At 64.4% G+C, this 17,628-nt stretch carries 18 protein-coding genes; 8 read left to right on the top strand and 10 right to left on the bottom strand.

Features of this window, described 5'->3' with window-relative positions; all coding sequences use genetic code 11:
• The first annotated feature begins 93 nt into the window (after positions 1 to 93).
• Positions 94 to 948, top strand: coding sequence for a class I SAM-dependent methyltransferase (locus tag H8M03_RS01925; RefSeq protein WP_187480098.1), 855 nt, complete (start codon positions 94 to 96; stop codon positions 946 to 948).
• Here H8M03_RS01925 and H8M03_RS01920 read toward each other — a convergent pair.
• Positions 945 to 2,147, bottom strand: coding sequence for a hypothetical protein (locus H8M03_RS01920; protein ID WP_187480097.1), 1,203 nt, complete (start codon positions 2,145 to 2,147; stop codon positions 945 to 947). The genes H8M03_RS01925 and H8M03_RS01920 overlap by 4 nt on opposite strands.
• Before the next feature lie 171 nt (positions 2,148 to 2,318).
• Between H8M03_RS01920 and H8M03_RS01915 the strand changes: the two genes are divergently transcribed.
• Both H8M03_RS01915 and H8M03_RS01910 read left to right on the top strand, forming a co-directional pair.
• Entirely contained in the window at positions 2,319 to 2,930 is a 612-nt protein-coding gene (locus H8M03_RS01915) for a hypothetical protein (RefSeq protein ID WP_187480096.1), read from the top strand.
• Between the two features lie 95 nt (positions 2,931 to 3,025).
• Positions 3,026 to 4,201: a polysaccharide biosynthesis protein gene (locus H8M03_RS01910; RefSeq protein WP_222931891.1), complete on the top strand. Its 1,176-nt coding sequence runs from the start codon at positions 3,026 to 3,028 to the stop codon at positions 4,199 to 4,201.
• Between the two features lie 78 nt (positions 4,202 to 4,279).
• Here the strand turns inward: H8M03_RS01910 and H8M03_RS01905 are convergent, their stop codons facing one another.
• The gene (locus H8M03_RS01905; protein ID WP_187480094.1) at positions 4,280 to 4,675 is read right to left on the bottom strand and encodes a hypothetical protein; all 396 of its coding nucleotides are present in this window, start codon (positions 4,673 to 4,675) and stop codon (positions 4,280 to 4,282) included.
• Positions 4,676 to 4,923: 248 nt separating this feature from the next.
• On the opposite strand from H8M03_RS01905, the gene H8M03_RS01900 reads away from it, so the two are divergent.
• Positions 4,924 to 5,301 carry a hypothetical protein gene (locus H8M03_RS01900; protein ID WP_187480093.1) on the top strand — a complete coding sequence of 126 codons (378 nt, stop codon included), beginning with the start codon at positions 4,924 to 4,926 and terminating at the stop codon, positions 5,299 to 5,301.
• Positions 5,302 to 5,361: 60 nt separating this feature from the next.
• On the opposite strand, the gene apaG is transcribed toward H8M03_RS01900, so the two are convergent.
• The 5 genes from apaG to H8M03_RS01875 are packed head-to-tail and all read right to left on the bottom strand — an operon-like array spanning position 5,362 to position 9,952.
• Positions 5,362 to 5,769: a Co2+/Mg2+ efflux protein ApaG gene (gene apaG / locus H8M03_RS01895; RefSeq protein WP_187480092.1), complete on the bottom strand. Its 408-nt coding sequence runs from the start codon at positions 5,767 to 5,769 to the stop codon at positions 5,362 to 5,364.
• Positions 5,770 to 5,796: 27 nt separating this feature from the next.
• Entirely contained in the window at positions 5,797 to 6,387 is a 591-nt protein-coding gene (gene recO / locus H8M03_RS01890; RefSeq protein WP_187480091.1) for a DNA repair protein RecO, read from the bottom strand.
• Positions 6,388 to 8,325: an excinuclease ABC subunit UvrC gene (gene uvrC / locus H8M03_RS01885; RefSeq protein WP_187480090.1), complete on the bottom strand. Its 1,938-nt coding sequence runs from the start codon at positions 8,323 to 8,325 to the stop codon at positions 6,388 to 6,390.
• 5 nt (positions 8,326 to 8,330) lie between these two features.
• The gene (locus H8M03_RS01880) at positions 8,331 to 9,203 is read right to left on the bottom strand and encodes a glycoside hydrolase family 16 protein (protein ID WP_187480089.1); all 873 of its coding nucleotides are present in this window, start codon (positions 9,201 to 9,203) and stop codon (positions 8,331 to 8,333) included.
• Between the two features lie 32 nt (positions 9,204 to 9,235).
• Positions 9,236 to 9,952, bottom strand: a complete 717-nt coding sequence (locus H8M03_RS01875; protein WP_187480088.1) for an aspartate/glutamate racemase family protein — start codon at positions 9,950 to 9,952, stop codon at positions 9,236 to 9,238.
• Positions 9,953 to 10,147: 195 nt separating this feature from the next.
• Between H8M03_RS01875 and ctlX the strand changes: the two genes are divergently transcribed.
• Positions 10,148 to 11,065, top strand: a complete 918-nt coding sequence (ctlX, locus tag H8M03_RS01870; RefSeq protein ID WP_187480087.1) for a citrulline utilization hydrolase CtlX — start codon at positions 10,148 to 10,150, stop codon at positions 11,063 to 11,065.
• Here ctlX and H8M03_RS01865 read toward each other — a convergent pair.
• A complete protein-coding gene (locus tag H8M03_RS01865) occupies positions 11,062 to 12,474 on the bottom strand; it encodes an NAD(P)(+) transhydrogenase (Re/Si-specific) subunit beta (protein WP_187480086.1) in 1,413 nt (470 codons plus the stop codon). The two genes, ctlX and H8M03_RS01865, sit on opposite strands and share 4 nt — an antisense overlap.
• Positions 12,467 to 12,778, bottom strand: a complete 312-nt coding sequence (locus H8M03_RS01860) for an NAD(P) transhydrogenase subunit alpha part 2 (RefSeq protein WP_187480085.1) — start codon at positions 12,776 to 12,778, stop codon at positions 12,467 to 12,469. Before H8M03_RS01860 ends, H8M03_RS01865 begins: the two co-directional genes overlap by 8 nt.
• A gap of 228 nt (positions 12,779 to 13,006) precedes the next feature.
• Between H8M03_RS01860 and H8M03_RS01855 the strand changes: the two genes are divergently transcribed.
• From H8M03_RS01855 to H8M03_RS01845, 3 genes are all read left to right on the top strand, one after another.
• Positions 13,007 to 15,298, top strand: coding sequence for an EAL domain-containing protein (locus H8M03_RS01855; protein WP_187480084.1), 2,292 nt, complete (start codon positions 13,007 to 13,009; stop codon positions 15,296 to 15,298).
• A gap of 336 nt (positions 15,299 to 15,634) precedes the next feature.
• Complete coding sequence (locus H8M03_RS01850) at positions 15,635 to 16,060, top strand: secondary thiamine-phosphate synthase enzyme YjbQ (RefSeq protein ID WP_187480901.1); 426 nt, start codon at positions 15,635 to 15,637, stop codon at positions 16,058 to 16,060.
• On the top strand, positions 16,057 to 16,536 hold the full coding sequence (locus H8M03_RS01845) for a YbaK/EbsC family protein (protein ID WP_187480083.1): 480 nt from the start codon (positions 16,057 to 16,059) through the stop codon (positions 16,534 to 16,536). The genes H8M03_RS01850 and H8M03_RS01845 overlap by 4 nt, the downstream gene beginning before the upstream one ends.
• Here the strand turns inward: H8M03_RS01845 and H8M03_RS01840 are convergent.
• Positions 16,504 to 17,580 (bottom strand): NAD(P)/FAD-dependent oxidoreductase, encoded by a 1,077-nt coding sequence (locus H8M03_RS01840; protein WP_246449148.1) that lies wholly within the window; start codon positions 17,578 to 17,580, stop codon positions 16,504 to 16,506. The genes H8M03_RS01845 and H8M03_RS01840 overlap by 33 nt on opposite strands.
• Between the last annotated feature and the right edge of the window lie 48 nt (positions 17,581 to 17,628).

Genomic DNA, 17,628 nt, shown 5'->3' with positions numbered 1-17,628 from the left:
CGCTGCAAGGGGACGCGCTATTCGTCTCGGCAGCCAATCGTTGCCGCACTGCGCAAAGCCGACTAGCGACCGAGCTTTGGAGGATCGCACGGCGTGGCCGAGAGTAAGAATATCGACCCGCTTACCGTCGAGGGCTTCGGCAAGGAGTGGGCGGCGTTCGACCAGACCGAATTCGCAGGCGAGCCGTACCGCCGGGCGTTCGAAAGCTATTTTTCGGTCTTCCCGTTCGACGATTTGCCTACAGGTTCCGAAGGTTTCGACCTGGGGTGCGGTTCTGGGCGATGGGCAGCCGGTGTCGCTCCGAAGGTGGGTTTCCTCCACTGCATAGATCCGGCCCGCGAAGCGCTTGCGGTCGCGAAGCGACGGCTCGCCGATACGCCGAACGTCGATTTCCATCTCGCGTCAGTGTCAGATATCCCGCTCGACGACGGGAGCCAGGACTTCGGCTATTCGCTGGGCGTCCTTCATCACATCCCGGACACGGCTCAGGCGATGGCGGACTGCGTCCGCAAGCTCAAGCCGGGCGCACCATTCCTGGTCTATCTCTATTACGCCATGGAGAACCGTCCGGCCTGGTTTCGTGGCATTTGGCGCACGACCGACGTGGTTAGAAAAGTCGTCTGCCGGTTGCCGTTCGGCGCCCGAAAGGCTGTGACCAGCGTGATGGCCGGACTGGTCTATTGGCCGCTCGCCCGAGTTTCGCTGATGGTCGAGAACTCCGGTCGAAATCCGTCGGTCATTCCGCTTAGCGGCTATCGCCATCTCGGCTTTTACGCGATGCGGACCGACGCGCTCGACCGGTTTGGCACCCGCCTCGAGCAGCGTTTTACACGCCCCCAAATCGAAAAGATGATGGAAGCCGCCGGCCTGGAGAACATACGGTTTCGCGAAACCGACCCGTTCTGGGTTGCGGTTGGCTATCGCCGAGATGGGAGCGACGGCGCTTAGCCGTTTCCGGGAACGATGCCCTGCGAATAACGGGGCGGCGGGACGAACGGCCGTCTTGGTTGAAGCATGCGGTCATCCGGTGTCGCTTGCCGCGCCGCCCACAAGCTGCGGTTCAATGGCAGGCCGACCAATATCCACAAAGCGGTAAAGCGCGAGTAGTTTCCGGTGATGCCGTTGATCGAGGCCGGCACGACGACGATCAGCAGCCCCAATAAGCCCAACTCCTTGTAGATCAGCCGAGACCATATCAGCCACACCGCCACGAAGAGCCCGAAGCCGAGCAAGCCATACTTGCCCATGAACGACCACCACGTGCTGTGCACTTCGATCCGCGTAAAGAAGGTCCCGACCAGCGCCTTTTCGGAGCCGACGCCGAACATGAACTCGAGCGGATTGTGGAAGGGAATGCTGTACCCGCGCATCGACAGGCTGTCGTACTGGCTCGACCCGGTCTGTTGCAGCCGGGCGACCGATTGCAGCTGATCGAGCAAGCCCAGCTGGAAGGCGACGAACAAGGTCCCCACCCCGGCGAGTGCTGCGACAAACACGACTGGGGACAAGCGCTTCTTATTGAGCACAGCACCCATGCCGAAAATAAGTAGGAAGGCGATCGCCGCCGCCGACGACCGCGACACCGAGATGAGGACGATCAGCAGCGACATGACCCACATCAGCACGCACAGCTTTCGCGAAATCAGGTCGCGCATGTACATCAACGCGGCGATCGAAGCGACGCACACCCCGAAGAAGCCTAGTTGGTTCGGGTTGTTGAAGGCGCCGCCGGTTCTCTCATATCCCCCACCAGACACTCTCTGCACGGAACCGTAAGCAAGTCCGTAGACCGCCGCTATCGAGGCGGCGACGATGAGTGAGGTGATGATCGCGACCCGGAAACGTTTCTGATCTAGAGGAATATGACTGAACGCAATCAATATCATCGAGTTATACAGCAGGTACGTCGGTTCGAGGAACGACGCGTACGACGCGGCGCCGATGATCACCGCGAGGCTTTCGACCGTGAAGGACAGGATGGTCAGCAGGATCAGGAAGATGCTGGCCTTGGTTAGCGTGTGGTTGCGGTATGAGAATCGAATGGCGATGAACAGGGTCAGGATAATGTGCGAAAATTGTACGGACCCGGATTCGAAGGTGTAAACAGGTAAGAGAGCCAACCCTAGTCCAAGGAGAACTGCCTCCAACTCCGTACCCCTTCAAACCGACACCGCATCGGAGCCATACTGCCAACTTGGGTTGGCCCGATTTTGTGAGTTATGCAACGCCGTCGCCCACATGGTGCATGATCGCGTTTGATTGGAGAGGAAAGTGATTCTTTGAGTGGGTTCACGCGATCGCGTTCAGCCCTGAATGCGATGATTCACCGGATCACCATTCCTATCGAGCAAGGCCGTGACGAGAGTCGCGGAATGCTCCCTCGCGACGACGGAACGTTGCTCATCCACATCCCGAAATGTGCAGGCGTCTCACTTCGCAATGCACTTAATCTCCCCTATCTTGGTCATCGCCTGCTGCGCGACTTTTCTCTTCGTCAAAAAGATGAAGCGAAAAGGATTGTCTTTTGCACCCGGGACCCGTTTGAACGGGCAGTATCGACCTTCTATTATTTGAAACGTCTCGAAAGAGCACGACCCTTACTGTATCGGGCCGCATTGTATCCGCGCGTCAGCTCCTTCTCGGACTTCATCTATTCGAGCGAATATGAGATGCTGGAAGCGCACAATTTCTTCTTTCGCAGTCAATTCGCATATCTGGAAGGCATAGACGATTATCGCGATAAGGCGATTCATTTGCGCGTGGAACGCCTCGCTGAAGATATTCAACGGCATTTTGGCTTGGCGTTGCCGCATTTGAATGCGACCGAGCGGACGCTCGACGAGACTATCGACACGTCTGGAAATCAGGCGCGGATACGGGAGGTGTATCGCGTTGATTACGAACTTTTGCCCGGTCTAGTCTCCCGGTGACACGATTATCGCGTCGGAGGCCGCGTTGGCATTACGCGGTGCCTATTGGCATCAATTTTGTGTCGGTCACGCTCGCATTTGCGGCCCGAGTGATAATGGCTCGCGTCCTCGGTCCAGCGAGTTTCGGCACTTTCGCGGTATGGCAGAATAACATCCAACTGTTTGGCACGTTAGGAACGGTCGGTAAGATCAATCATGTAATCCGAGAGACGTCCCGGATTGAAGATCCTCGATCTCAACTGGCGATGGGCGTCGCATCTATCGCTGTAATGCTCACCGTCACGGGAGCGCTCTTTTTCGGAGCTGGCGGGGCGATCATCTTCCTTACCATGCAGGATGGCCAGCCCAACTCCGCGTGGTTGCAATTCGCTGCCACGCCGTTGTTTGCATTGCTAACAGTGCTTTCAGCGATTCACCGTGGTCTCGGATCACTGGTATTTGGTGTCATTTTTGATCGATTGATCTCGCAAATTCTATTTCTCGCGTTCCTCCTTGCAGCCTTCGGTGCCTGGCGGGCCGAACTTCTAGCGACCATGACAGTTTTCACCCTGACGCTCGCGGTCGCCGCCGTCGCTTCCTTATTTTATTTGATCAAGAACACTGGCGTCGAGGCTCTCAAACTGAAGAAGGGCGTCAATTTGCTGCAGGACTGGCGGAATGTTTTGCCATTCTTTTTGGTCAACGCCTTATTCGTGATCAACGCCCGCTATCTGCTGAGTTATGCCGGGATCTTTGTTGATGGTGACGTGCTTGGTCAGGTGGGCCTGATTTTCACGGTCGTGGCGATGATGGTCATACCAATTTCGAGTCTCGAGCTCGTGGCCGCGCCTTATCTCGCCACAAAGATGCAGGAGGAGGGCGCGCGGCGAGCGATCATCAATTATCTCGCGGTCATTACAGCCATCGTCGCTGCCGGCCTTATTGTTATATCCCTCGCTTACCCCCTTATCTTCGAGCTTGCCGCCATCGAGAGAACTATCTCTCTCCATCTCGTGCTGCTGTTATCTGCAGCCTTTGGCTTCTCGCTAATCGCCAACGGTGGACTGAGCGTGCTCCAATTCGCCGGTCGCGAGCATGCCGCGGCTAAGCTGTTGGGGATAGCAACCACCGCCAAATTGATCGTCGGCTATCTGGTCGGCAAAATGTACGGGTTGGTGACTCTGTTCGGAGTGGACTTGGCGATTACCATCGTCTTTGCAACCGCCGTCATTTCGAAAGCTCTGACGGTGAGGCGCCGGCCGGAGGCCGGCGATCGGCAGTCAACGAGCTAAAAGCAGTTCCGCACGCCAGTCCGAGGCTTGATCAGCCCCGCCCTTGACGTGCGGAAGACCGTTCAACGCTCTTCGTAATTAGCCGCGTTCGCCCGCAGGACGCTGCATCGGCTGGTTAACCGACTGAGTCAGGAAGGTCGTCAGCTGTTGGCAGTTGCTGGTCAAAGCCGTCTGCTGGCCGGCCATAAACGGCCGCGCATAGGGCCAGCATTCCTGCCCGCCATTGGCGCTCAGGCAAAGCTGGTTGTTCGCCGCCGACCATGTGCCGGGAACCGTGGTCCCGCTGGGCGTGGTGATCGTCGCCGTGCCGTCGGGCGCGAAATAGATGCCGTTGACGACGCCGTTGGTCTGAACCTGCATCGTCTGGCCGGCGATTTCAGAACCCGGAACCCACGCCATTTGCGCGATACCGGCTGCGGCGGGGCCAATCACGGCAGTGCCAAAAAGGGCGATTTTAATAATGCGTTTAATCATCGGCGGGGTCCTCCTACGCCTGACGTACCACAAACCATCCGCAATGGACATTGTTTCTGCCGCGCCAAATTTACGCAAAAAAGCGCTTAATCGCCTCTTTGAAAAAGATTTTGCAACGAGCGTCGGTCTATTGCGTTCTGTCCACTCTAGAGCGTATAGGCTCCAGTTCGGATTTAACGGCTTACCAGGAGACGCCGATGTTTGGCTCATTCAAGAGCGTAATCGCTGCTGCAGGAGCCGTGGCATTCATGTCTTCTCAGGTGGCCGTTGCCGCTACCCCTCGTATCGACCCGCTGGTCGCGCTGAGTGCGCTCGGCACGTCGCAGTCCCGCACGGCCGTTTGCGCGGCCGGGGCCAGCGCCGCCGCTGCTGGTGCAGCGACCGCTGCCGCCGCTTCGGCGACGACGGCTCAGGGTGCGGCACCGGGTTGCCTTCTCCCGATCACCGGCGCTCCGCCGGTCGCAGTCGCGCCCTCGGCTCCGGTCGTCGGCGTCGTCGGCGCTCCCGCAGCCATCGGCGCACTGCCGGCCCTGCTGGCGCTCGCTGCACTGGCAGCGGCGCTGGCCCTGATCGCCGGTGGTGGCAAGGGCGGCAGCGGAAACCTGTCGCCGGTCAGCCCGGCTTAAGGGTTTCGCAAACCGAATAGAAAAGGCGGGCTTCGGCCCGCTTTTTTTATGCCCGCAGGATCAATTGATCGGGGCGGTCAGCGCGAATTGGGGGATAGCGATGTCGAACAGCGCGCCGTCTTCGTCGACCATCCGGTAACTGCCACTCATCGACCCGGTCGGCGTGTCGAGCGGGCAGCCCGAAACGTAATCGAAGCTTCCGTCCGGTGCGATCAGGGGCGTTTCGCCGACAACACCCTCGCCATGGACCTCGTGAACCGTGCCGCGACCGTCGACGATCTTCCAGCTGCGCGACAGCAATTGCACCGACAGGATCGACCGATTCTCGATGCGCACATGGTAAGACCAGAACCAGCGGTTGAGCTCGGGATTGGACTGTTCGGCCAGATAGCTTGCCGCGACACGCACGAAAATGTCGCGCGTCACCGCAACGTTGGGAAACAGCACCGCGAGAACGTCCGAAGCCATCGGTTGAGCGTAGGACCCGCCCTGCCCTTAAACAAGCGCTCTTCGCAGCCGGTCGACCAGCCGGACGCGACTGTCTTCCAACGACCGGGTCGGCCCCGACAGCACGTCGCGAAACAGCTGGTCGCCCGACGTTTCCAGCGCCGCAAGCACCTGCGCGGACGCGGGTTCCTCGCGCTCATAACCCAGCTCCGCGATCAGCAGCTGCTCGAACCGGGCCAAGCCGCCGCTCCATCCCTTGGCCGACGGCGCCGCTTCGATCGCGTCGAGCAGCGCGGCCATTCCTTGATAAAGCGCCGGATAGGGCTGCCTTTCCGGAAGCGCGGAGGCGACCAGCGCGGTCACCCATTCCACGGCTGCAAGCGGCAGCGGCTCGGACAGGATCGGCGCCCGGCTATGGACCAGTTCGATCTCCGCCTGCGGTAACTGGTTCTCCGTCCGCCAGCGAAAACGGGCGGCGACGACATTGCCGGGGATGAGCAAGGGCCGCAGCCGACGTCCACGCGCGCCGCGCACATAGGCCGCGACCAGCCCATGGTCGGGGGTCAGCAGCCGCACCACCGCGCCATGTTCGCCATGCACCCGCAGCGAACAGACGATGGCCTGGGTGTCGACCTGCATCTACCCGGCCGGGTGAAAGTGATCGTAAAGCTGGCGCGCCATCGTCTTGGAAATTCCCGGCGCCCGCTCAAGATCTTCCAGCGCGGCGCCCTTGACCGCCCGCGCCGTACCGAAGTGCATCAGCAATGCGCGCTTGCGGTTGGGCCCGATGCCGGGGACATCGTCAAGCGTCGAGGTCGTCAGGCTCTTGGCCCGCTTGGCCCGGTGGGTACCGATGGCGAAGCGGTGCGCTTCGTCGCGCAGCCGCTGCAGATAAAACAGCAAGGCCGAATTGGTCGGCAGCGTGAACTCGCGCCCGCCGGCCATGTGAAAGACTTCGCGACCCTCGCGCCCGTGATGCGGGCCCTTGGCGACGCCGACCACCGGCACGTCGCTGACGCCCTGCTCTTCCATGATCGCCAGGACGGCGTTCAATTGCCCCTTGCCGCCGTCGATCAGCACCAGGTCCGGCCAGTCGCCCTTTTCCCGGTCGGGATCCTCTTTCTCCAGCCGGGCGAAGCGGCGGGTCAGCACTTCGCGCATCATCCCGAAGTCGTCGTTGGTCTGCGCCGATTTGATGTTGAACTTGCGATAGTTGGTCTTGCGAAAGCCCTCTGGCCCGGCGACGATCATTGCGCCGGTCGCGTTAGTGCCCATGATGTGGCTGTTGTCGTAGACCTCGATCCGCTTGGGCGGCTCCGCCAGCTCGAACGTCTCGGCCAGCTCGCGCAGCACCCGCGTCTGCGTCGCCGTTTCCGCCATGCGCCGGTCCAGCGCCTCGATCGCGTTCCGCCGCGCCTGCTCGATCAGCTTGGCCCGCGGCCCGCGCCTTGGCTGCTCGATTGCCACCTTGCGCTCGGCGCGCTCGCACAGCGCTTCCTCGATCAGCTCGCGATCGGTGATTTCCCGGTCGACCAGGATGCGCCGGGGCGGCGGCACTTCCTCGTAGAATTGCATCAGGAATGCCGACAGTACCTCGGCTTCGGGAATGTCGTTGGTGTGCGCCGGGAAGAAGGCGCGATGCCCCCAATTCTGTCCACCGCGAATGAAGAAGGCCTGGATCGACACCGTCCCGCCCTTGCAGGCCAGCGCGAAGACGTCGGCATCGCCCAGCCCTTCGCTATGTACGGTCTGCGATCCCTGGATGTAGGTCAGCGCGCGCAGCCGGTCGCGATAGACCGCCGCCAGCTCATAATCCTGCTTGTCGGCGGCGGCAGCCATCTGCTTGCCCAGCCGTTCCTGCACGCCGGTCGAGCGCCCGGCGAGAAAGGCCTTCGCGTCCTTGACCAGCTCGTCATAATCGCTTTCCGAAATCCGCCCCACGCAAGGCGCCGAACAGCGACGAATTTGATAGAGAAGGCACGGCCGGGATCGCGTTTCGAAAAAGCTGTCGGAACAACTGCGTAGCAGGAACAGCTTCTGCAGCGCGTTAAGCGTTCGAGTGACCGATCCAGCGCTTGCGAACGGGCCGTAATATTGCCCCTTGCTGCGTCGCGCGCCGCGATGTTTCTGCACCCGAGGGAACGCATGATCCTCGCGCAGAAGGATGAAGGGGAAGCTTTTGTCGTCGCGCAGGAGGACGTTGTACGGTGGCCGGAACCGCTTGATCAGCTGCGCTTCCAGCAGCAGCGCCTCGGCCTCCGTGCGCGTCGTAACGATCGTCATCGACCTGGTCTGCGACACCATGCGCTGCAGCCGCTTGGGCAGCTTGGCGACCTGAGTGTAATTGGTCACCCGGTTCTTCAGCGCCCGCGCCTTGCCGACGTAGAGGACGTCGCCGCGAGCATCCTGCATGCGATAGACGCCGGGGCGGACCGGCAGCGTACGCACCACCGACCGGATCGCGGCTACGCCGGCATCGAGGTCGGGCTTGTCCGACCCGCGCACCGTGTAGGTGGCGGCGTCTTCGTTAAACCGCTCGGCAGCGCGGGGATGGTCGGGACGGTCGGCCTTGCTCACCCGCTTCAATTAGGGCGTGCGTCCGCTCCCTGCCAGACCCGCACCCAATCGACATGCATACGGGGTTCGCCGCGCTTGATCGCGTCGACCGTCGCTTGCGGCACGCCGGCATAGGGCTTGCGGATGTTGTTGACCTTTTCCGGATAGACTCCGCCTACGGCGAAGTTGAGGATCAGGTGGGTCTTGTCGTCGAACACCCACTTGTTGTCATGTTCGATGGTGGCGCGGGGCACGGTGAAGGCGACGTTGCCGTCGACCAGGAACGTCAGCTGGTCCGGCGTCCAATCCACCGCATAGACGTGCCAGCCGGTGACGTCGGGCTCGCCCTTGCGGAAATAATATCGGTTCACCGGTCCGCGATCGCCGGAATAGCCCGGGCCGTGGACGGCGACGCCGGTCCAGTCGCGGGCGCCGACATATTCCATGATGTCGATTTCGCCGGTGTCCGGCCACTTGCCGTTGCCCAGCATCCACCATGCCGGCCACACGCCGACATGGTCGGTCATCCGGATGCGGGCCTCGGCGCGGCCGTATGCGAAGTCGAACTTGCCCCTTGTGTCGATCCGGCCGGAGATGAAATCCGCCTTGCGGCCCGAGGGCGTGGCATAGCCGGGCTGCCATTGCGGCTGCAGGGTCAGCACACCGCCGCTTGCACCGTCGACGCCCTGGTCGATGTGGATCGTCTTGTCGCTGTCGACATAGGCCTGCTGTTCGTTGTTGACCCAGAAATCCGGGCCGATGACGTTCCACTTGGACCGGTCGAGCGCCTGGCCGTCGAATTCGTCGGCGAAGATCAGCCGTGGCTGCGGCTGCGGCTGCTGGGCGGAAGCGGCGGTGGCGCCGAAGGCGGCGGCGAGGAGCAATGGGAGCGTTCTCATACCCACCACGCTAGAAGCCGCGGACGGCGATGTCACGCCGCGGCGCGGGCTTGCTCCTCTTCCGCCAGCATCCACTCGACCGCGGCGCGGGCATGGATTGCCGTAGTGTCGTAAACCGGCACGGTGTTAGCGCGAGTGTCCACTGCCATGACCAGTTCGGTGCAGCCGAGCACTACGGCCTGCACCCGCTGCCGCGCGATTTCGGCGATCAGGGTCTTGAGCTTGCGCTGGCTGTCGCGGATCACCCGGCCGGCGGCCAGTTCTTCGAAAATGATGCGGTCGACCTCTTCGATCCACTTGGGCTCGATCGGCGCCAGCGCGATGCCGCGCTCTTCGAGCCGGGAGCGGACGTGCGGTTCGGTCATGGTGAAACGCGTGCCGAGCAAGGCGACGCGGGTGCGGCCGTCGGCGGCGAGCGCGTCGGCCGTGGCGTCGGCGATATGCAGCAGCGGCACCTTCACGCTGGCCGCGACCGCGCCGAAAACCTTGTGGCCGGTATTGGACGCGATCAGCAGGCCGTCGGCGCCGCCCTTGGCAAGGTTGACCGCAGCCTGCGACATCAGTCCCGCGACGCCGTCCCAGTCCCCGGCGAATTCCATCTCCGCGACCGGTGCGAGGTCAAGGCTTTCAATGCCCAGCCGGGCGCTGTGCAGCCCGCCGAGCCGGCGCGCCACGGCGCGGTTGATATGGTCGTAATAAAGCGCGGTCGAGGACCAGCTGGTGCCGCCGATGATGCCGAGCTTGCGCAATTCCTGTCTCCCCCGTCCGGCATACGCCCCCAGGACCGGGCGACCGGCTGGGGGCTTTAACCCAGGTGCGATGTCATGACGGGCCGGTGCGGCCCGCCAATCGATATCTTGCCGACTTTGCCGGGCCGGGCAAGATGGGTGGCGGCAAAAATTGGACGGATTGACGGCAGCGACCGGCCAATGGAAAGCGCGGCCATGGATCCGCAATCGGCCGGTACCGTCCTGCTTGTCCGACCGGCAGCGTTCGGCTTCAACGCCGAGGCCGCCCGGTCCAACGCCTTTGCCCGCCAGTCGGCACGGTCCGACGTGCAGAAAGCCGCCGCCGCCGAGTTCGACGGCCTCGCCGCGGCGCTCGACCGTGCCGGCGTCACGGTGCTGGTGCTGGACGACACGCCGGACCCGGTCCGGCCCGACGCGGTGTTTCCCAACAACTGGGTCAGCTTCCACGCCGACGGAACGATGGCCGTCTATCCGATGGCGACCGCGCCGCGACGGGCCGAGCGCCGAACCGATGACGTCATGACGCTGGTCCGCGGCGCCGGTTTTGCGGTCGAGCGGCTGGTCGACCTGAGCGACGCCGAGGCCGCCGGCCACTTCCTGGAAGGCACCGGCAGCCTGATCCTCGACCGGCCCACCCGCCGGGCCTTCGCCAACCGGAGCGAGCGGACCGACGCGGCGACGGTCGAGCGGTTCGATGCGGCGCTGGGATACCGGACGCACCTGTTCGACGCCTTCGATCCCGATGGCCGGGCGATCTATCACACCAACGTCCTGCTCAGCCTTGGCACCGGCTTCGCCGTGCTGTGCCGGGAAGCGGTGGCGGAGGCGGACCGGGCGAAGCTGGTCGAGGCGATCGAGGCCGGCGGCCGGACGATAGTCGAGATGAGCTTCGCCCAGTTGCAGCAATTTGGCTGCAACCTGATCGAGCTGCGCGGCAAAGGCGGGCCAGTCATCGCCTTGTCGCAGACCGCGCTGGCAAGCCTGCGGCCGGACCAGGTGCGGCAGCTGGAGACCTATGGCGAGCTGGTCCCCGCGGCGATTCCGACGATCGAGGCGGTAGGCGGCGGCAGCGTCCGTTGCATGATCGCCGAAGTGCATTTGCCGCGAGGCTAATTCAAAGCCTTTACAATCTCTTCCACCATCTTCTTCGCGTCCGACAGCAGCATCATCGTATTGTCGCGATAGAAGAGTTCATTGTCGACGCCGGCATAGCCGACCCCGCCCATCGACCGTTTGACGAACAGCACGGTGCGCGCCTTTTCGACGTCGAGTACGGGCATGCCGTAGATCGGCGAGCTCTTGTCGGTCTTGGCCGCCGGATTGGTGACGTCATTGGCGCCGATGACGAAGGCGACATCGGTCTGCGCGAACTCGCTGTTGATATCCTCGAGCTCGAACACCTCGTCATAAGGCACGTTGGCCTCGGCCAGCAGCACGTTCATGTGCCCCGGCATGCGTCCGGCGACCGGGTGGATGGCATATTTAACCCGCACGCCCTGTTCTTTTAGCATGTCGCCCATTTCGCGCAGCGCATGCTGCGCTTGGCTGACCGCCATGCCGTAGCCAGGCACGATGATGACCTGGTCCGCCTGCGCCATCAGGAAGGCGGCATCCTCGGCCGACCCGCGCTTCCACGGGCGGTCGATGGCCTGCGCGTCGCCGCCGCCCGAGCTATCAGTGCCGAAGCCGCCGGCGATCACGGAAATGAAGCTGCGGTTCATCGCCCGGCACATGATGTAGCTGAGGATCGCGCCCGACGAGCCGACGAGAGCGCCGGTGATGATCATCGCGCTGTTGTGCAGGGTGAAGCCCATCGCCGCCGCGGCCCAACCGGAATAGCTGTTGAGCATCGAGATCACGACCGGCATGTCGGCCCCGCCGATGGGAATGATCAGCAGGAAACCGATGGCGAAGCTCAAGGCCATGACGGTGAAGAACACCCACGGCGACTGGTCGGTCAGGAAGTAAGCGATCAGGGCCAGGATGGCCGCGATCAGCCCGAGGTTGATGACGTGCCGGGCGGGCAGCAGGATCGGCGCGCCCGACATGTTGCCGTTCAACTTCAGGAAGGCGATGACCGAGCCGGAAAAGGTGATCGCGCCGATGGCCACGCCAAGGCCCATTTCTACCCGGCTGACCTGCAGGATGTCGCCCGCCGCATCCGTAATGCCAAAGGCGGAAGGGTTGAGATAGGCGGCCGCGCCGACCAGCACCGCGGCGAGGCCGACGAGGCTGTGGAAGGCGGCAACCAGTTGCGGCATCGCCGTCATCTGGATCCGCCGGGCGGTAATCAGCCCGATGGCGCCGCCGATGGCGATGGCGATGACGATTTCCAGCAGCGATGCGATTTCATGGACAGCCAGCGTCGTGCCCACCGCGATCGCCATGCCGAGCATGCCGGCGCGATTGCCGCGGCGGCTGCTTTCCGGGCTGGACAGGCCGCGCAGCGCGAGGATGAAGCAAATGCCCGAGACGAGATAGGCAAGCAGGACCCAGGCCGGGGTCGGCGCGGCGTCATGCATCGGTCTTGCCCCCCTGCGGCGCGGGCCGTTCTTTCTTCTTGTACATCGCCAGCATGCGCGCGGTGACCGCGAAACCGCCGAAGATGTTGATGCTGGCCAGAACCACGCCGAGCAGGCCGAGCCACTTGGCCGCCGGGCTTGCGGCGGAGGCCGCGGCAATCAGCGCGCCGACGATGATCACGGAAGAGATGGCGTTGGTGACGCTCATCAGCGGGGTGTGCAGCGCCGGGGTCACCGACCAGACCACGTAATAGCCGACGAAACAGGCCAGGACGAAGATCGACAGGATCGAAATGAAGTCCATCGTTACCCTTTCAGGCCGCCAAAAGTCGCAAAAGTCGCACTCATACGCGCGTGCGGGCCGGTCGCGGACGCGAAGGGCGCGCCGATGCAGGACATGGTGAAGGGAAAGGCCCACCCGATCATCGCGTCCAGTCTGGCACAAGTGCCCCCCTGTAGGACAGCCACGATTTTTCCGTTCACCAACTTAGAGTTTCCAATTTCCTAACCTTTGTGCGGGCATGATGGGGCGGTGCGCACACATGAGAAATCTCCTTCCGGCTCGCGGCCGTGGCGGACCCTGCTTTGGATTGCCATTGCGGGACTGATCTTCGGCGCGCTCGGCGCCGGGGAGATCGCCGAGGATCCCCTGCGCGGCACGCGCAACAGATTCCACATGCACAAGGCCAGCGGCGACATCGTCGTGGTCAAGATGGACGAAGCGGCCAACACGCTGGTCGGGCGCATCCCGCCGTGGCCGCGCAGCGATTATGCGCGGATGACCGACGCCCTGACCAAGGCGGGGGCCAAGCGCATCCTGTTCGACGTCAAATTCTACGGCAAGACCTCGCCCGCCGAGGACCGGGCTTTTGCCGACGCCTTGCGCCGGTCGGGCCGAGCGACGCTGGCGGTGCGCGGTCCGTCCCGGTCGGGCCGCGAAGGCCGCGACCTCGAACTGCCGCCGCTGCCCGAATTCGCCGAGCATGCCGGGCTGGGCAGCATCAACTGGTATTATAATTACCAGAATGCGGTGTGGGACCTGCCCTTTGCCGCAAAGACGGCGGGCGGCGTGATCCCGTCTTTCTCCGCCATCCTGTCCGGGCAGCGGGGCGGCGTCGGGGAAAGCTTTCCGGTCGATTATTCGATCGATCCGACGAGCATACCGACGGTGTCCGCCGCCGACGTGCTGCGCGGCGACAATCTGGCCGCGCGGATCGCCGGCAAGGACGTCCTCATTGGGACCACCACCGATTCCGGCGGCGACATGTATTTCGTCCCCGGCGTCGGCCAGATGGGCGGCGTATTCATCCATGCCGTCGGCGCCGAGACGCTGCGCGCGGGGCGGCCGGTCGATGCCGGCTGGGTGCCCGCCTTCCTGCTCGCGCTGCTGCTGTCCGGCTATGCCCTGGTCCGCGCGCGGGAGCGGCAGCAGCTGCTGCTCGCGGCCGCGGGCGTCGCGCTGGTCCTGCTGGCGCCGGTGGCGCTGGAAAGCCGGCTGATCTTCGTCGACATGGTCCCGGCGCTGTTCGTGATGATCCTGACCTCGTCGGTGCTGCTGCGCTGGCGGTTCAACCGGCGCGGGCTGGTCGACCCGATTTCCGGCCTGCCCAACCTGACCGCGCTCAAATCCTATCGCGGCCGCGACCAGGCGCTGATCGTCGCCCGGATCCTCAATTACGCCGAAGTTGTCGCCGCCCTGCCGCCGAACAGCGAAAGCTCGCTGGTCGACCAGATCGTCACCCGCCTGTCGGTCGGCGCGCCCGAACGCACCTTCTTCCAGGGCGACGACGGCATTTTCGCGTGGTTCGACGAGCCCGGCAAGCCGTTCGGCCATCACCTTGAAGCGCTGCACGCGCTGTTCCGCACTCCGGTCCGGGTCAACGGCATGTCGATCGACCTGTCGGTCAGCTTCGGCGTGGAGATCGGCAGCGGCCGGTCGATGGCCAACCGGCTGGGCAGCGCTCTGCTGGCCGCGGAAGAAGCCGCGCACGACGGGCTGAAGTGGAAATATCACGACCCGGATTCGCTCCAGGACGCGTCGTGGAAGCTGTCGATGCTCAGCCAGCTCGACGAAGCGGTCGACCGCGGCGAAGTGTGGGTCGCGTTCCAGCCCAAGGTCGATCTGAAAAGCCGGCGGATCATCGGTGCCGAGGCGCTGGCCCGCTGGACGCACCCGGAAAAGGGCCCGATCGCGGCCGCCGAATTCGTTGCCGCGGCCGAACAGAATGACCGGATCGGCAAGCTCACCGCCTTCGTGCTCGACCGGTCGATCGGCTTTGCCGCCGGGCTGACCCGCGGCGGGCGGGAATTCGACATGTCGGTCAACCTGTCCGGGCGCCTGCTGTCCGACAAGGCGCTGGTCGGGCGGATCGCCATCCTGCTGGAACGGCACGGGCTGGAAGCCCGCCACCTGACGCTGGAGCTGACCGAGACCGCGGCCATCGCCGGCAGCGGCAACGCGCTCGACATGCTGATCCAGCTGCGCGAGCTGGGCGTGAACATCTCGATCGACGATTACGGCACCGGCCTGTCGACGCTGGACTATCTGAAGAAGGTCCCGGCGAGCGAGATCAAGATCGACCAGAGCTTCGTCCGCGGGATGGTCGAGAACCGCAGCGAGCGGCTGATGGTCGCATCGACCATCGCGCTGGCCCATTCGCTTGGCCGGCAGGTGGTCGCAGAAGGCGTCGAAACGCGCGAGGCGCTCGACATCCTGGCCGAAATGGAATGCGACATCGTGCAGGGCTATATCACCGGCCGGCCGATGAGCATGGACAGCCTGCGCCGGCGGCTGTCGTCCGAACGATCCGCCCGGGTCGCCTAACCCACTGACACGCCGAACAGAATCGCGACGCCCGCGAAACGATGCGCCTTGTCCGCCGCCAAAAGATGGTAAATCGTTTGCTAACTTCGTTTCTTAAGGTTAACATCCTCGCAACTGCCGAATCGCAGTCTTTGAACGGGGATTGATGATGAAGAAGCAACTTCCGGCGCGTTGGAGTCTTTGGAACTGGCTGCTGGGTAGCGGTCAAACCAACGGCGGTTCGAACGGCTAAGCTCGAACTTTCCAACTACTGAACTACGTTAAGCGCCTGCATTTGCGGGCGCTTTTCGTTTGTCTGGAGACTTTGGCGTTGCCCCTGAACCGGTCGCCGGGATGTTGAAGCAGGCCAATGGCACGCTGGCCGTGCGGGCGCCGCGGCCGGGCCTGTTCGAGATCACCGGCCAGCTTCAGCAATGGCTCGACTCGGCGCGGATCGGCGACGGGCTGCTGACAATTTTCTGCGCGCACACGTCGGCGTCGCTGCTAATTCAGGAAAACGCGGCCCCCGCGGCGCGGCGCGACCTCGAGGCCTATTTCGCGCGCATCGCGCCGCAGGGCGAGTCGCTTTACACGCATGATGACGAGGGACCGGACGACATGCCGGCGCACCTGCGCACGGCGCTGACGCAGACGCAGCTGGCAGTGCCGGTGCGCGGCGGGCGGCTGGCGCTGGGCACGTGGCAGGGCGTGTTCCTGTTCGAGCATCGCAACGGGACGCCGCAGCGACGGATCGAACTGCATCTGGTCGGCGAGGGCGAATGAGCCTGGAGTCGGTGCGCGCGTGGCTGGAGGCGCAGGCGCCGGACCTGCGGCTGATCGAGACCGAGGCGCTGACCTCCACCGTCGACGAGGCGGCCGCGGCGCTGGGCGTCGAGCCGGGGCGGATCGCCAAGAGCCTGGCGGTGCGCGCCGGAAGCCAAGTGTTCCTGCTGGTCACCCGGGGCGACAGCCGGCTCGACAACCGCAAGTGCAAGGCGGCGTTTGGCGCGCGGCCGCGCATGCTGGGCGCGGAGGAGGCATTCGAACTGACCGGGCACAGGGTCGGCGGGGTGTGCCCGTTCGGGCTGGCCACGCCGCTGCCGGTGTATTTGGACGTGTCGTTGCAGGCGTTCGCCACGGTCTATCCGGCAGGCGGGTCGCTCAATACCTCGGTCGAAGTGGCGACGGAGCGGCTGTTCGCACTGGTCGGCGAGCGCTGGGTCGACCTATGCCGCCTGCCCGAAGCGGGCGGGGTCTAGGGCCGCGGGGTCGATCCCGTCGGCGGGCCAGGCGGCGCCGGTCGCCAGCGCCGTAGCAATGCGCGCCATGACCGGCGCGGTCTGGAGGCCGAAGCCGCCCTGGCCGGCCAGCCAGAAAAAGCCGTCCGCGCCGGGCGCGAAGCCGACGACGGGCACGCGGTCCGGCGCGAAGGTGCGCAGGCCCGCCCATTTGTGCGCGATGCGCCGGACCTGCAGCGTGGTGCGCTGCTCCACGCGATAGGCGGCCAGCGCGACATCTTCCTCGTCCGGCTGCGCGTCGCAGGGGGCGCTTGGCACCTCGTCCATCGGCGAGGCTAACAGGCGGCCGGATTCGGGCGCGAAATAGAGTTCTTCGCCGACGGTCTTCACGAACGGCCAGCGGTCCGCGCCGTCCGGGGCGTCGAAGGTGATGATCGTCCGGCGGAGCGGGGTCAGCCCGACCGGCGCGACGCCGGCCATGGCGGCGATGCCGTCCGCCCAGGCGCCCGCGGCGTTGACCAGCAGCGGGGCTTCGAACGTGCCGCCGCGATCGGTGGCGACCTGCCAGTGGCCGGACCGGCGGACGATGGCGGCGGCACGGGCGCCGGGCACGAGCGTGCCGCCGTTGCGGCGGAGAGTCCGCACATAAGCCTGCAGCAAGGCGTGCGGGTCGAGGCGGAGGCCGTTGCGGTCGACCAGAGCGGCGACCGCCCCGCCCTCCCCGGTCTTCAGCGCCGGGCAGAGCGCGGCGATCTCCGCCGGGCCGGCGCGGTCCAGCGCGGCAAAGGGCGCGATGGCGGCTTCCAGCGCGTCGAGTTCGGCGGTTTCCGGAGCGCGGGCATGGACCAGTACCGGCATCCGGCGACCGAGCGGAACGTCGGTGAAGCCCGTGGGCGGATCTTCGAACGTGCCGCGGCTGGCGAGCGTCAGGGCCCGGACGAGAGGATTGCCGAGCGCGTAGTGCAGCATGGTGGCGCTGCGGCCGGAGGAATGGAAACCGGGCGCATCTTCGGCTTCCAGCACCACGACCCGCGCATCGGCGCTGAGCGCGGCCGCGGCGGACAGGCCGGCGACACCGCCGCCGATGACGAGAATGTCGGCCGTGGCAGGCGT

It is taken from the genome of Sphingomonas sabuli, from assembly GCF_014352855.1.
GTDB lineage: Bacteria > Pseudomonadota > Alphaproteobacteria > Sphingomonadales > Sphingomonadaceae > Sphingomicrobium > Sphingomicrobium sabuli.
Note: the sequence above shows the minus strand (reverse complement) of the source record. Positions and strands in the feature narration are given on the sequence as shown.